The organism is Ktedonosporobacter rubrisoli (assembly GCF_004208415.1).
GTDB lineage: Bacteria > Chloroflexota > Ktedonobacteria > Ktedonobacterales > Ktedonobacteraceae > Ktedonosporobacter > Ktedonosporobacter rubrisoli.
In genome coordinates, this window is sequence record NZ_CP035758.1 from 2,029,295 (window position 1) to 2,043,591 (window position 14,297).

Consider the following 14,297-nt stretch of genomic DNA (forward strand, 5'->3'; position numbering starts at 1 on the left):
GTCAACTTCTAGCTATGCTTCTCCTGTACTTCTCACACAAGTACATAAATCAAGAGTGGAAAGGAAATTGAAAATATGCTATCGATACCTTCCCTTGAAGTTCCCGCTCCCCAGGAAGTGCTGAATGTGCTGGAGAAGCTCAACCAGGCCAATCAGGCCTATGATATCAGGCTGCCGGCAGAGCAGCGCCAGCGCATTGCGGCGATCTTTCACATCCATTACGTCTGGCTTTTGCAGCATCATATCAGCTTTGGCTATGATCGCGTCCGCCAGCGCTATTTCTTGCAGTATTCCACAGTTTCACAGGAGGTCACCAACCGATGAGCAAGGAGCATGAGACATCTCGCGATAACGCTGAGGGCCAGGTGCGCCAAACTATGCCAGCCCAACAAGGCCAGCAGAGCGAGCTTGCCAGCCTGCGCGCACAGATCGAACTGGAATTAGAGGCTATGCAGCAGGGGCTCAACGGCCTGGCTTCCGGCACGGCGCGACATCGCTTTATCTCGGCCAGGATGAGGCGCGTCGATCAGCTCACGAGCCATATGGCCGGGCACATTGGAGAAGAGCAGGCTGAGCGCACGAGCTGTCAGGCCTATATGCAGATCTTCAGCGCTCACGAACAGGAGCCGAAGCATGGCGACCACTGATCCTGAGCTCGTCTTGCGTACGCTCAACACGGTCATGCACCTGGGCAATTGCACTGAGGATTTGACGCTCATTCGGCGCTCCCTGGCGCTCTATGAGGCCTGTTTTGACTATCTGCGCCAGCAGCAGGTGCGCATCATCTATGCGGAGGAGCAGGATCTTTATGTCTTCATCGATTCGACGAAATCTGATGAGCTACGCTAGTCAGCTGGAACCGAACAAGGAGCTTAGCGCATGGAAACAAACACAAGTAATCAGTCCACCATCCCAGCAATCACGGTGCTGCTCAAAGCTGATATAGCGCCCCGTGCGGAGGCCATTTTGCGCCTGCATGGCTGTCTGATCGATAAGCAGGGCGGGCAGACATTGATTACCTTTCCCTTTGGGACGACGCGCCACCTGATCCCTTTTAGTCGCACGCGAGCTGACCGCTATCGTATCACCTTGCCCGATGGGCAAACTTTCAAGCAGGTGCAGCCGCGCGATACAGTCTATTGCGATCTCTATATCGAGACGATTGTTGTGGCCCGAAACGACAAGGGGCAATCCAGCGACTGAGGATCGCCATACATCCTCATTATGTATAGCAAGTTCAAGGCCTTTAACTGCCGAACTGCAGTCACTACAGCAGCGGTGGGCAGGGCTGCAGGTAGCTCCCTCTTAAGACATGGGGGCTACCTGCCGGCCACGCGTGTTATGCGTGGTAAGAATTGCATAGAGTCAATTGGCTGCAGATAAGGCGCTTATTAGGTAAGTTGCAAAACTGCAGCGAAATCCTGGTGCGCCTGGGCAACTTCGGCTTCAGCGTGAGCTTTGCCCAAACCTAGAAAACCATCGGAGCGCGCCTTGTCCATTACTTCTGTCGCAATCTGCAGCAGCCAGCGTTTATATTCGGTGACCTCTTGAGGCTGACTTTTCTCGTTGAGGAGACCAATAGCCCTTGCACATATCTGGTTTCTGATGTTGATTGCCTCCTCCTTACTGTTTCCTCCATGTTTTTCGATCAGTTCGTTATGTTTCTCGTGATTTTCCTCTTTGGAGGTAAAGATGCTCTGAATGTATTCATTCTCGGGGAATTGCTTGCTTGTATCGTGCACAATCTTGTAGAGTGAAAGGGCTGTTTTGAGGACTTTGAATGCGTTCGTTTGAATAACAGCAAGAGAAGTTCCAGCTACCACCAAGGGTGCTGCAGCCAGGATTTCTCTTTCCTCCACGGTAAAATCGGTAATTCGGGTCATATGCTCCACCTCTTAAAAATAATATAGAACGGGCTATACCAAAGTATATATGATATTATGTAGAATGGGCAACTCTTTACTGAATTGGGTAAAAACTTCACCCTGGAATCTGAGCCGAAGCCATCCCGCCAAATTCGGAATACATCTGTCCCTTCGTGCAGGACATGGCTCGCCTTTTGAGCGGTGACTACAACGATCTCATCGCTTATACTAAAGAGGAGCATTGAAGTTACGTTATTATTCTGACAGGAGGCTGGCGATGATTATCGTAGTTTTCAAACATAGGCCCAGAGCTGGCGTAAACTTGCAAGAATATGATCAGTTTATAAAAGACCTGTATCTCCTGGGCAAACAAATTCCTGGCTTTCTTTCTGTGAGCGAATATTCCGCAGAGAATGGAGATCGGGTCGCTATTGAGCACTTTGCAACCATGCAAGCTCTCGAACAATGGCGAGCCTTTCCTGAACATATTCGTATGATACAGCTTGGTTGGGAGCGCTTCTATGGGTCATATACGGCTCAAGTTTGTACCACCGTATCAAGCGTATCCTGGTCGGTTGATTCTCCAGTGGTGAAGGAAGAGAAAGGCTAAGGTGGAGCACAGGCAGGAGATAAAGGAGCAACGACCCTTGTTGCCTCAATTCACTACCTATGCTATGATGCGCGTGTTATGACAAGGCAGGTTGAATATTTCCCGCAGCTTGTCGCGGCCTATATTCGTGACAAGCTTCCGGCGGATCAGCAGTATGCTTCACTCTTCAGCAAGCCACTCGCTGAGCTCACAGAGGCTGAGATACAGCAACTTATCCAGCTCGCACAACAACAGGAGCTGCGCATCCATCGCTTCAAACGTAGCATGGAGCTGCCGCGCGTGCAGAAGGTGCTAGGAATGTTGAAAGGGCTCTACCCAAGCAATCTTCTGGATATTGGGAGTGGACGTGGGGCCTTTCTCTGGCCGCTATTGGATAGCTTTCCCACGCTTGCCGTGACCTGCGTTGATATGCTTGATTATCGCGTAGCGGACATCCAGGCCGTGCAGCGTGGGGGCATCGAACAATTACAAGCTGTGCAGGCCGACGTTACAAGATTGCCCTTCGCGGAGCAAAGCTTTGAGATGGTAACGATGCTAGAAGTGCTGGAACATGTGCCCGATACGCGCCGCGCCCTGAGCGAGATCTGCCGTGTCGCACGCCAATTTGTCATCCTGTCGGTTCCCTCCAAAGAGGATGATAATCCTGAGCATATTCATCTCTTTGCTCAGCACAGCTTGCGGGATCTCTTGCTGGAACAAGGCGTACGGCGCGTGAGCTTTGATTATGTGCCTGGTCATATGCTTGCTCTGGCCCACAAAGGATAAAAATAAGCCTTATGCAAAAGATTTATAAATACCCACGCACCTATCACCTGGAAGGCTCTGGCATTCAGCACGGTGATGAGGATCTTTCAGTCATGCCGGTCCGTAGCCTGGCTGGGCAATATGTTGTGGTTGAGGAGAAGATGGACGGGGCCAATAGCGCAATCAGCTTTAGCGATGATAATCAGCTTTTACTACAGAGCCGGGGTCACTATTTGAGCGGCGGCCCGCGCGAGAAGCAGTTTGATCTCTTCAAGGCCTGGGCCTATCGCTACGCAGGTGAGCTCTGGCAAACGCTGGGCACGCGCTATATTATGTACGGCGAATGGCTGTATGCCAAGCATACCATGTTCTATACCGATCTGCCTCACTATTTCCTGGAATTTGACATCTTTGATAAAGAGCAGGAGCGCTTTCTCAGCACGGAGCGGCGCAAAGAATTTCTCTTCTTGCTGCCCTTCGTCTCCTCAGTGAAGGTGCTCTACACGGGACAAATCGATTCTATGGAGCAGCTTGTGAGTATGATTGGCCCTTCGCATTTTATCAGGGGAGATCTGAAAGAGCGCCTGCAAGCTTACTGCCAGGAAAAGGATTTTAATGTGGCGCAAGCTCTTAAGGAGACCGATACCAGCGGCTTGATGGAAGGTCTCTACTTGAAAGTAGAGGCCGATGGCTACGTGCAGGAGCGCTACAAATATGTGCGCCGGGGCTTCCTGCAAACCGTCTTCGATTCTGAGAGCCATTGGCAGGATCGCCCAATTCTGCCCAATTGCCTGAGCGCTGGAGTGAGCTTGTTTTAAGGCTTATTGCAAGGATGAGACGATGCAAGAAGAGGTAGCATGTGCATGGAGCTTTCCCTATTGTCCCGAGCCGCCACACTGGCAGCTCGATTGGGCAGCTCTGCAGGAGCAATTTTCCTGGTTACGGGCGCTGGCCGGCGTTCCTCAGGATGCGCTTTATCATGCCGAGGGCGATGTCCTGATCCATACCGGGATGGTGGCCTCTGCGCTGGTAAGCCTGGAAGCCTGGCGTCGCTTAGCGCCTTCCGCACGTCAGGAGCTCTTTGCGGCGGCGCTCTTGCACGATGTGGCCAAGCCGCAATGCACGCAGCTCGAAGCTGATGGTCATATCAGTTCGCGTGGCCATGCGCGCAAAGGTGCATATATGGCGCGCCGCTTGCTATGGAGCGGTGAGGAGTTGCAGGCACCTCTTTCCTTTGCCGCACGTGAACATATAGCGCGCCTTGTAAGTTTTCATGGCTTGCCGCTGCACTTCCTTGATAAGCCTGATCCCGCCCGCGCCGTCATCAGGGCCAGCATGAGCGCGCGCCTGGATTATGTGGCCTTGCTGGCGGAAGCCGATGTGCGCGGGCGTATCTGTACCGATCAGGCCGAATTGTTGGCCCGGATTGAGCTGTTCCGCGATTTCTGCCAGGAGCAAAACTGTTTTACGGGTCCGTATCAGTTCGCCTCGGAGCATAGCCGCTTTGTGTACTTCCACAACGAGCACATTCATCCAACCTATGCCGCCTATGACGATACAACGTTTGAAGTGGTGCTCATGGCAGGCCTGCCCGGCGTGGGAAAAGATTCCTGGATTGCCCGCCATCTCAGTGATTGGCCTGTTATCTCGCTTGACGAGCTGCGCCGGAGCTTGCATGTAGCGCCCGAAGAGCCTCAGGGCCGGGTCATCCAGGTGGCGAAAGAACAGGCTCGCATCTCTATGCGTCAGCAGCGGGGCTTTGTCTGGAATGCTACCAACGTTACGGCCCCCTTGCGTAGCCAGCTCATCGACTTTTTTGTCTCCTACGGTGCGCGCGTGCGCATTATCTACCTCGATGCGCCTCTATCCACGATTCTGCACAGAAATCGTGAGCGCGCCGCCTACGTGCCCGAAAACGTGCTCAATAAGCTGCTCAATAAACTTGATGTCCCCGATCTTACCGAAGCCCACACGTTACAATTGATAAGTTTATAAGCGCGGCAAAAGCCTTACCATTGCCTCTGCTTGACCATCTCTGTATCCAGCGCTTCCACCTGCCTACGCATGGCGCGAGGAAAGCCGCAAAAATTTGTGTCAGGTTTTTCCCAGAAGTTGCGATATGCCTGGTAGGCAAGCCCTTCTATCGATAACATATAATAGAATGTAGATAAGGAAAAATAAATGGTATTGGCTTCATCACAAAACACTCCTGAATATCACTCTATCGAAACAAAATTTTTCGGCGAACGCCCGCGCCTTGTAGGTCTTTGCGCGCGTTTAACGGGTAATCCTGATGCTGCCGAAGATCTTGCGCAGGAGACGCTGCTCGAAGCCTGGCGCAATCTCGATAAGTTTGAGCAAAGAGACGAAGATCAGGCCGAAAACTGGTCGAAGTGGCTCTCAGCGATTGCGCGCAATGTCTGTAAGCGTTGGGCGCGCGAGCACTATAATGATGCTACCCACGTGGCTATCCTGGCCACTACTGATGATGACGATGACTCTCTGACAGAGCTCTTGCCCGGTACAGAAAGTATCGAGATTGAGCTTGAACGCGAGGAACTGGCGTGCTTGCTGGATCGCGCGCTAGGGATGTTACCGCCCTCAGTACGTGAGGTGCTGATTGAGCGTTATATTCACGAATCGTCGCATAACGAAATCTCTGAGCGTCTGGGCTTGAGTGAAGATGCCCTCGTCCAACGCCTGTATCGTGGTAAGCTTGCCCTGCGCCGAATTATCTCGACCCAATTCAGTGCTGAAGCCGCAGATTTTGGTATCTCTACAGCCGCCGATAGCCAGGCCCAACTCGCAACGCGTATCTACTGTCCCTTCTGTGGTAAAGGGCAATTGGTCAAATATTATAATCCAGCCGATAATATCACAGGTTTTACCTGCCCTAAATGCGGGCATATCTGCGCGTGGCTTGACGAAATTCAACAGCTTAAAAGCTTCAAATCTCTTCTGAATCGTCAACTTTTACTCCTGGGAGATCACTGCTGGGGAGCAATCAATGGTTCGCAAGTGCTCTGCTTTAAATGTAGACAACCAGCGCAGTTTATTGTGCACCACTCTCCAGATGTTTCTCAGCTTGATGGCCCGGTTCATTACCCGTCTACTTATCTCTCCTGTCGCCATTGTGGTTACGTAGAAATCAATGGTCTTCCTCATCTTACCCTTGATACGCGCGAAGCACATCAGTTCTGGCGTAAACATGCGCGGATGCAGTGGCTGCCCGAACGTGCTATCGATTTTGCCGGTCGCCCTGCCCTGGTGAGCAGCTTTCGGAGCATGGTTGACGCTGCGCAACTCGATGTGATTATCGATCAGGCTACATTGAAAGTACTCAGCATCCACGAATGCTAATGCGCTCATTACCACCTGAAAATGTGCCTACTCCTATCAATCCTGGTGCGAACCCCAAGAGTGCCTGCGCTGCTGCGCCATACAAAGAAAGAACCGTGCAGCACCAGGAAGGAATTTGTTATTAGAGAGTTGACTGCATTGGCAAATTAACCAACCACCAATATGAACTTATTGATTTCAAATAGAGGATAAAATATGCTAGTGGGTTTAGAAAATGTGCTGCGGACTTTAAAGCTAAAACGTTTATCGTTGTCTACACTGTTGATAACGATATTGCTAATAGGGCTGGCTGAGGCCAGCTTCGTACCATCTACACATGCGGCAACTCTAGCGTCCCCGGCGGCACCTGTGCTGGGAGATCCGCACGAACTTGAAAGCTTTCTTGACGGCGTGCTGAACATGCAGCTACAGGTGGATCATATTCCCGGTGCAGCCGTCTCGGTCGTCAAAGACGGGCGCCTTCTCCTTGCCAAAGGGTACGGAGATGCAAATATCTCGCAGCAACTGCCGGTCAAGGCGGACAACACGGTGTTCCGGGTGGGCTCAGTCAGCAAGCTGTTCACCTGGACTGCCGTCATGCAGCTTGTGGAAGAGGGAAAGTTGGATCTGCACGCCGATGTCAATACCTACCTCAAGACTTTCAAAATTCCTGCCACCTATCCACAGCCAATCACCGTGGAGAATCTGCTGACTCAGACAACTGGCTTTGAGGATAGTACAAATGGCATAATAGTCAAGAGTGCTGACGAGCTGACGCCATTGGGTACGTGGTTGTCCCGGCATATCCCTGCACGCATTTATCCACCGGGGATGGTGACAGTCTACTCTAACTACGGAGCGACCCTGGCCGCGTATATCGTCGCGCAGGTAGCAGGGATGTCATTTGAGCAGTACACCGAGCAGCACATCTTTCAGCCGTTAGCCATGACGCACAGCAGCTTTCGTCAGCCCTTGCCAGCTCAGCTCGCCCGGCAGATGTCGCAGGGGTATACCTACGCCAACGGGGCGTATCGCGCAGAACCTTTTGAAAATATCGAAGTTGCCCCTGCCGGTGGCCTGAGCACAACGGTGACCGATATGGCAAACTTTATGCTTGCCCATCTACAAAATGGCAGCTTTGGTAATCAGCGCATCCTCCAGGAAGCAACTGCCCAGAAGATGCATCAACAGCACTTTACCAACGATCCTCGCTTACCTGGTATGGCTTATGGTTTCTATGAAGCTAACATTAATAATCAGCGCCTGCTTGAGCATGACGGAGACACTACCTTGTTTCAGGCCTTGCTGGCTTTATTGCCAGAGCAACATGTAGGGGTGTTTATCTCTTTCAACCATGCAGGAGGGCCATCAGAGTATGAAACGTTTATGCAAGCCTTTATGAATCACTACTTTCCAGCTCCTGGCGCCCAGACACCGCAGGCATCTACTGCCTCCAACACTTGCCTTGGCCAGATCGTGGGAAGCTATCAGGCAACGCGACACAACGAAACCTCGTACCTGAAGTTATTCAATCTGTTCAAGATGGATGAAGTGAGCGATGCTGGCAACGGCCAAATCACTGTCTCAACGGGCGATGGAGCAATAACATTAGCGGAAGTTGCACCTTGTTTCTTCCAGGAAGTTGCAGGGCCAAGAAGCATCGTTTTCCGCCACGATAGCAAAGGAACCTTGATGTTTCTTGATGATGATCCCTTGCAAGGGTTTGAGAAGGTTCCCTGGTACGAAACGCAGCTTTTCCAGATGATTTTCCTCGCTGTATGTCTGCTTCTCTTCCTTAGCGCATTCTGGCAAGGGTTACTACGCTTCTTGCGCTCTATGTTTGGACGCAAGCAGGGCAATAACGTTCCAAAGAGGAGCATTGGTGCGACAATCGCCCTTTGGTCGAGCTGGATCTTTAGCGTGCTGAGCATTGGCATTGTGCTCGGGTTCATTGTATTGTTTACCACAGAGATACCAGCTGTCGCCTTTGCACCTCTCCCATTGCTAGACGCCATCGTCATTGCGGATCAGATCTCGATCGCTGTGGCCGTGCTGATGCTCATCTGTATGGTATGGCAGTGGGTGAGGCCAGCCTGGAACCTGGGCCAGCGCGCCTATTACACGCTGCTAACTGTGGCGGCTATCGGCTTTGTGGTTGACCTGGCTTTTTGGAACCTGATAAAGTGGCCAGCCTGAGCGTGCCTGGATGATGTGGCTTTGCAGGCTCAAGCCGCTGTGCGTGGACGTATCTGTGCCGACCAGACCTGATGGTTGGCACAGATTGAGCTGTTCCGTACAATTGATAAGTTTATAACCGTAGCGAAGGCATTACCATTGCATCTGCTTGACCATCTCTAAAAGCGTCTGCAGGGCAGGCGAGAGCCATTTCTCGCGGTGCCAGATCATTTGCGTCTGCACCTCCAGCGGACGAGTCCAGGGAAGCATCACCATTTTTCCCGCTGCCACCTCGGCCTGAATCGCCATCTGCGGCAATAGCGCAACACCCATGCCCAGCATCACGCATTGCTTGATGGCCTCGATGCTGTTAAATTCAACGATCGAGCTGGCCCGAACGCCTGCTCCTGCCAGCTCGTGCTCAAATAGCGCGCGGTATCCGCAGCCGCTTTCGGTCAGCAGGAGCGTTTCGGTCTCCATATCCAGCGGTTCCACCTGTTTGTGCGTGGCAAGTGGATAGCCGGGAGCTACCACGAGCTGAATTGGCTCGGTGAGAAGCGTGTTTACGTTTAGCTGGCTTGAATGGATGGGCTCCTCCAGGACAAAGGCCACATCAAGCAGTCCCTCGCTGACGGCTTTGCGTAAGTCAGCGACGGGGATTGGACGGAAATGCACGCGTACTCGTGGATGGTTAATGGCCACCTGATGTAAGAGCCTGGGCAGACGGTAGGTGCAAAGCGTCTCGGGCGCGCTCACGGTGAGCGTGCCAACGGGGCTATCCTGGGTCGAGAGCGAGGCACGCAGAGCATCCACGCTAGCTAAGACCTGCTCGACGTAGGGCAGGAGGCGTTGCCCGGCATCAGTTAAGACGACGCGTTTGCCCAACCTATCAAACAGGCGCACGCCTAGCTCCGTCTCCAGGCTCTGGATCTGGGCGGTGACATTGGATTGTACATAGTTGAGAGTTTTGGCCGTCCGCGTAAAATTCAGCGTTTGGGCTAGCGTCTGAAACATGATCAGTTGACGAAGTTCCACCAGCTTATCCATCACTTTCAGCGATTGTAGATATCATAATCAATCGTTGGACTTTATCATACTCCTTGCCTAGAATATCTGTAAAGCAAAGAAAGAGCAGGGAATCATTATGAAACGCTTATCTCTTCCTGGGCGCAATTTGCCGGAGGCAGGCAAGGCGCAGGCGCTCCAACATCGTTTCGCGCTTGATTTGCGAGGCTCTGGGGCTGCAATCCTGACGGTCATCCTATGGGCTTCAGCTTTTCCCGGCATTCGTGCGGCCTTACCCCACTATAGCCCGTTCCACGTGGCCCTTCTACGCTATGTAACTGCCTCTATTGTCCTGGCCATCTATGCTCTGTTTACGCGTATGAGTCTTCCCGCCTGGCGCGACCTGCCACGCTTTGCCCTCCTGGGGCTGTTGGGAATTGCCTTCTACAATGTTGCCCTTAATGGCGGAGAGGTGCGCGTCCCAGCGGCAGAAGCAAGCTTTCTCGTGGCTTCAGCTCCCGCTTTGATGGCCGTCGAGGCTATGTTCCTGCTCAAGGAGCGGATGCGTCTGTGGGGCTGGCTTGGTATTGCCATAAGTTGTGCTGGTATTGCCTTTATTACTTTGAGCAGTACAACATCTTTTCAGGTTGACCTATGGGCAGTACTAGTTTTGAGTGCGGCTTTTGCGCAAAGCCTCTATTCAATCTGGCAGAAGGCTCTCTTGAGCCGCTACTCGGCTTTTGAATGTACGGCCTATGCCATATGGAGCGGAACTATTTTTCTCCTGATCTTCTCACCCGGCCTGCTGAGCGAGGTGCGCCTTGCCCCTTTTTCGGCTACGGGAGCCGCCATCTATCTGGGTATTTTTCCGGGAGCACTGGGATATGTGAGCTGGGCGTATGCGCTTTCACGGCTCAGCGGCTCAACGGCTGGCAGCTTTCTCTATCTTGTGCCGCTGGTGGCCGTTGGCCTGGCCTGGCTCTGGCTGGGTGAAATTCCAGCCTGGCTGGTGCTCTGGGGCGGACTTCTGGTGCTCGCCGGCGTCATTCTTGTCAACACAGCTAAACAGAGAAGCGCAACGAATGGGAAAAGAGCTGAAAACGAATAACAAGAAAATGAAGCTGTTGAGGATAAAAAGGTGCATTGCGGCTTCTTGCTGTTTGCCAGGGTCTGGTTGATAAATTCGTCAGTGGTCGTGAGCAGTACAGCGCAGGTAAGCCTATGGTGCGCGTAACTTCATGTGTGCGGCGCTCACATCCCATAGCCCGAGCGCAACGAGGATCAGCGTCGCGAGGGTCAGGAGCAGCAGCGCTGATAAGATAATCGTCAGCGGTACAAGTGCCACTAGCACAACGATGGCAACCAGTCGGGACCACGGCATATAATTCCAGAGAGCCCTCCTGAAAAGAGCATTGCCGAACAGGTATAGTGCCAGACCACCGAGGATCAAGATAGTCAGCGCCGCCGAAGCCTGCTCGGTCGGATGCGTGATGGTCAGCTCGAAAGCTCCAGCCACTGCGATAATACCGGCTACCATCGGGATGTGGAAATAGGTGTAGGCCGAGACTCCTAACCGCCCTGGATCAGCCGTGGCGGAGATCACCTGGCGTCCGGCCTGAGCTTCGCGGTCGAAGTAGATCCACCATAGCGCAACGCTGGTGATGAAGGCCACGGCGAATCCTGCGACAGTGGCCGCCGCTGAAGGCTGCTCGGCGAAGCTGATCCCGATATCCACAATGGATTCGCCAAGCGCGATAATCACGAACTGTTCGCAACGCTCGGCTAAATGGCCACCTACGATCGTGTAATCTGCCGTGCGGGAGCGGCCCAGACCCGGTACAGGGAAGCCGCACCACTCAATGACGTAATCCATTGTTACAGCTGCTGCCCAGATTATGATTCGGATATCCTCATGCATCAGTGCGCCGGCTAGCCATAGCAGGCCAGAGATCGACCACCAGACCAGCACTCGTAGATAGATCAGTCTCAGCACGTTTCGGCGACCGAGGGCCGCGAGGGCAAATAGGGTCCGGCCAATTTGGATCACTACGAAAGCCCATGCGAAGCCAGGGCCACGATCTCCGAAGGCCTCGGGCAATGAGACAGACATGATAAGGCTTACCAGCATGACCCCCATCAACATAAGCCGTACCGGGAGCGTATCGGGGTCGAAATAGTTGGTGGTCCAGCCAGTGCTGTTCCAGGCCAGCCAGACGGCCAGGAGCAGAAGCAGCGTCTCACCCGCGCCACGTAACGACAGATGGGCTAGTAGATAGCGCGTGAGTTGCGTGACGGCGAAGACATACACCAGGTCAAAGAACAGCTCGGCAGAGGTTACGCGAGCCTCGTCTTCGCTCCGCTCGCGCAGGACTCTGATGCGTCCTGTGTCTCTCATCATTCGTCCCTTCCAAAACGCCGGGTCGTCTGACAAAGCACTAGCTTCTTTCATTATACACGCGGAGGAAGGAGAAAAGAGCGCAAGATCAAAGAAGAAAATATGCTGCCTGGAAGCTACACTTGTTGGCGGGATAGCTCTCATCTCTGGCTGAACTATCTGCGAAAAAGCGAGAAGTTCGAGCAGGCTGATAGAGATTTAAGCAGAAATTTCGTATAGTCATTAGTTGGGCAAGCATAGAAAGAAGTAAGTTGATGTTCAAAAATACGAAAGCCTTCTCCGGCTTTTCTGTAAGCAATCTGGCCGAGGCGAAACAGTTCTATGGGCAAACGCTTGGGCTAGAGGTGTCGGAGGAGCATGGTCTGTTAACGCTTCATATCGCTGGCGGAACGAATATTTTGGTTTATCCTAAAGAGAACCATACGCCGGCTACATTTACCATCCTCAATTTTCCTGTTGACGACATCGAGCAAGCTGTAGACGCGCTGGTCGAGCGTGGAGTGCGCTTCGAGATCTACAATGAAGAGTATCTGGCGACAGATGAGAAAGGGATCATGCGCAGCGGAGGCCCGAAGATTGCCTGGTTTAAAGATCCCGCAGGCAATATCTTATCTGTGCTCGAAGAGCCAGCCTAGCCCCTTTCTAAGCTTCGGTTATAGGCCAATATATGGCGCAGAGTTGTTAGGGATGTTACGAGATGAGCCAGCGCGGCGGCTGAAATGGAGTTTCTTGCTCCTGCCTGCTTTCTCTGCTTGCCAGTGGCAGAACTATCGAAAAGGTCTGTCCTTTTCCTGCCGTTGTTTCTTGCATCTCAAGGCGTCCGCCGTGCTGCTCAACTATTTTTTGCGCAAGGTAGAGCCCAACCCCCTGATCGCTCACATTGTGCGCTTGGCGGTCAGCGGCCTCATATTGCGAGAAGTAGGCAAGATAATTTGGCATATCCTCTCTGTTATGGTCAACTTCTGTCTCGTGTACCGAGATCACCGCTTCGTCGCCAGTCTGCTGCAGAAGAATAGCGATCGGCGAGCCGCGGGGCGACCATTTGCGCGCCGCAAATAGCAGATTGATGAGTACCTGGCTGATCCTGTCGCGATCAACCTCGACAGGGATAGATTTCTGTACAGCTTCGAAAGAGAGCTCAAGGCCCGCGCCAAGGGTATAGGCGTGCAAGACCTGCTGACATACTTCAACCAGGTCGCAAAGGGTAGGATGTATCTGTAGCTCATTAGCTTCGATGAGCGAAAGATCCAGCATGTCACGTACCAGCATTTCGGTAGCCTCGCTGGCTGCTAGCAATTCCCGCGTGCGCCTCTCTACCAGTTGTTCTAGAAACTGGGCGTGTTGGGCCAGCGCCTGTTGCTGCTCCCTTACCTGCCGGCGCAACTGGCGCGTGTGAATGGCACGCTGCAGCGCTGCCACAAAATAGAGCCGTTCTATCGGCTTCTGAATAAAGTCATAGGCTCCACTGCGCAAGGCTTGCAGAATCAGCTCCTGATCAGCGTGGCCTGTAATGAGCAGAGTTGGCGTATCTATGCGCAGCTCCTGTATCTTCGTGAGCAGTTCCAATCCATCCATGCCAGGCATTTTAATATCGCTGACAATGGCATCGTAATCTTGCATATGGATGTGCTCAAGGGCTCCTTGTGCACTATCAACGCTCTCCACAGCGATATCCGGAAAGCGCAATGTAATCAAGCGGGGTAGTGCCTGTAACAGGCCAGGATCGTCGTCAACAAGTAGAATGCGTGGAGTAGGCATAAAGCTTTTCTCTCAAAACCTCCTCTTTCATAGCGTGCGGCAGAGCGGCACGTTCTGCTCTTCAAGCTGCTGAAGTTCTTCTTGATTTTTCCTTCGCACCTCTCGCCGCTACCCTTTAGATACGCATGAAAGGGCAGAGATAGTTTCATAGATAGCCTATTTAGCAACTTTTAGCATTGCCTGAAGGCTGACAGGGTCAGGCTTTTTATGGTATAGTAATAATACATGTCCATTTATAGGCATGTATTAATGTTACAACAGAATAGCGTTTATATCTGGAACGCTAGGGGAGCGAGTAGCTGAGAGGCGGGATCAAGCCCACCAACCCTTTGAACCTGATCTCGATAAGCTGTTCTCTGTTGCTCTTGAGTTGGGCAACATGAGAACGGAAGACGAGCGTAGGGAA

Annotated in this window: 16 protein-coding genes; 12 read left to right on the plus strand and 4 right to left on the minus strand. The window is 52.6% G+C overall.

The window, feature by feature from the left end; translation table 11 throughout:
• Positions 1-75 precede the first annotated feature (75 nt).
• Genes EPA93_RS09350 through EPA93_RS09365 form a run of 4 tightly spaced genes read left to right on the plus strand, consistent with a single transcriptional unit; the run spans position 76 to position 1,203 of the window.
• On the plus strand, positions 76-324 hold the full coding sequence (locus tag EPA93_RS09350; RefSeq protein ID WP_129886800.1) for a hypothetical protein: 249 nt from the start codon (positions 76-78) through the stop codon (positions 322-324).
• Positions 321-647 carry a hypothetical protein gene (locus EPA93_RS09355; protein WP_129886801.1) on the plus strand — a complete coding sequence of 109 codons (327 nt, stop codon included), beginning with the start codon at positions 321-323 and terminating at the stop codon, positions 645-647. Before EPA93_RS09350 ends, EPA93_RS09355 begins: the two co-directional genes overlap by 4 nt.
• Positions 634-849 carry a hypothetical protein gene (locus EPA93_RS09360; RefSeq protein WP_129886802.1) on the plus strand — a complete coding sequence of 72 codons (216 nt, stop codon included), beginning with the start codon at positions 634-636 and terminating at the stop codon, positions 847-849. The genes EPA93_RS09355 and EPA93_RS09360 overlap by 14 nt, the downstream gene beginning before the upstream one ends.
• Before the next feature lie 30 nt (positions 850-879).
• Complete coding sequence (locus tag EPA93_RS09365) at positions 880-1,203, plus strand: hypothetical protein (protein ID WP_129886803.1); 324 nt, start codon at positions 880-882, stop codon at positions 1,201-1,203.
• Positions 1,204-1,391: 188 nt separating this feature from the next.
• Here EPA93_RS09365 and EPA93_RS09370 read toward each other — a convergent pair whose 3' ends face one another.
• Positions 1,392-1,883: a hypothetical protein gene (locus EPA93_RS09370; protein ID WP_129886804.1), complete on the minus strand. Its 492-nt coding sequence runs from the start codon at positions 1,881-1,883 to the stop codon at positions 1,392-1,394.
• A 259-nt stretch (positions 1,884-2,142) separates the two neighbouring features.
• On the opposite strand from EPA93_RS09370, the gene EPA93_RS09375 reads away from it, so the two are divergent.
• The 6 genes from EPA93_RS09375 to EPA93_RS09400 all read left to right on the plus strand — a co-directional run bounded on the left by EPA93_RS09375 (position 2,143) and on the right by EPA93_RS09400 (position 8,754).
• Entirely contained in the window at positions 2,143-2,475 is a 333-nt protein-coding gene (locus tag EPA93_RS09375) for a putative antibiotic biosynthesis monooxygenase (RefSeq protein ID WP_129886805.1), read from the plus strand.
• Positions 2,476-2,553: 78 nt separating this feature from the next.
• Positions 2,554-3,240, plus strand: a complete 687-nt coding sequence (locus EPA93_RS09380; protein WP_129886806.1) for a class I SAM-dependent methyltransferase — start codon at positions 2,554-2,556, stop codon at positions 3,238-3,240.
• 11 nt (positions 3,241-3,251) lie between these two features.
• Positions 3,252-4,037 carry an RNA ligase family protein gene (locus tag EPA93_RS09385; RefSeq protein ID WP_129886807.1) on the plus strand — a complete coding sequence of 262 codons (786 nt, stop codon included), beginning with the start codon at positions 3,252-3,254 and terminating at the stop codon, positions 4,035-4,037.
• A gap of 22 nt (positions 4,038-4,059) precedes the next feature.
• On the plus strand, positions 4,060-5,214 hold the full coding sequence (locus tag EPA93_RS09390; protein ID WP_129886808.1) for an AAA family ATPase: 1,155 nt from the start codon (positions 4,060-4,062) through the stop codon (positions 5,212-5,214).
• A gap of 186 nt (positions 5,215-5,400) precedes the next feature.
• Positions 5,401-6,579, plus strand: coding sequence for an RNA polymerase sigma factor (locus EPA93_RS09395; protein ID WP_129886809.1), 1,179 nt, complete (start codon positions 5,401-5,403; stop codon positions 6,577-6,579).
• Between the two features lie 195 nt (positions 6,580-6,774).
• On the plus strand, positions 6,775-8,754 hold the full coding sequence (locus EPA93_RS09400) for a serine hydrolase domain-containing protein (protein WP_129886810.1): 1,980 nt from the start codon (positions 6,775-6,777) through the stop codon (positions 8,752-8,754).
• Between the two features lie 132 nt (positions 8,755-8,886).
• Here EPA93_RS09400 and EPA93_RS09405 read toward each other — a convergent pair whose 3' ends face one another.
• Positions 8,887-9,768 (minus strand): LysR family transcriptional regulator, encoded by an 882-nt coding sequence (locus tag EPA93_RS09405; RefSeq protein ID WP_129886811.1) that lies wholly within the window; start codon positions 9,766-9,768, stop codon positions 8,887-8,889.
• A gap of 109 nt (positions 9,769-9,877) precedes the next feature.
• On the opposite strand from EPA93_RS09405, the gene EPA93_RS09410 reads away from it, so the two are divergent.
• Positions 9,878-10,846, plus strand: a complete 969-nt coding sequence (locus EPA93_RS09410; protein WP_129886812.1) for a DMT family transporter — start codon at positions 9,878-9,880, stop codon at positions 10,844-10,846.
• Between the two features lie 111 nt (positions 10,847-10,957).
• Here EPA93_RS09410 and EPA93_RS09415 read toward each other — a convergent pair whose 3' ends face one another.
• The gene (locus EPA93_RS09415) at positions 10,958-12,136 is read right to left on the minus strand and encodes a low temperature requirement protein A (protein WP_165422981.1); all 1,179 of its coding nucleotides are present in this window, start codon (positions 12,134-12,136) and stop codon (positions 10,958-10,960) included.
• 251 nt (positions 12,137-12,387) lie between these two features.
• Between EPA93_RS09415 and EPA93_RS09420 the strand changes: the two genes are divergently transcribed.
• Entirely contained in the window at positions 12,388-12,768 is a 381-nt protein-coding gene (locus tag EPA93_RS09420; RefSeq protein WP_129886814.1) for a VOC family protein, read from the plus strand.
• A gap of 55 nt (positions 12,769-12,823) precedes the next feature.
• Here the strand turns inward: EPA93_RS09420 and EPA93_RS09425 are convergent, their stop codons facing one another.
• Entirely contained in the window at positions 12,824-13,891 is a 1,068-nt protein-coding gene (locus EPA93_RS09425) for a hybrid sensor histidine kinase/response regulator (RefSeq protein WP_129886815.1), read from the minus strand.
• Positions 13,892-14,297 lie beyond the last annotated feature (406 nt).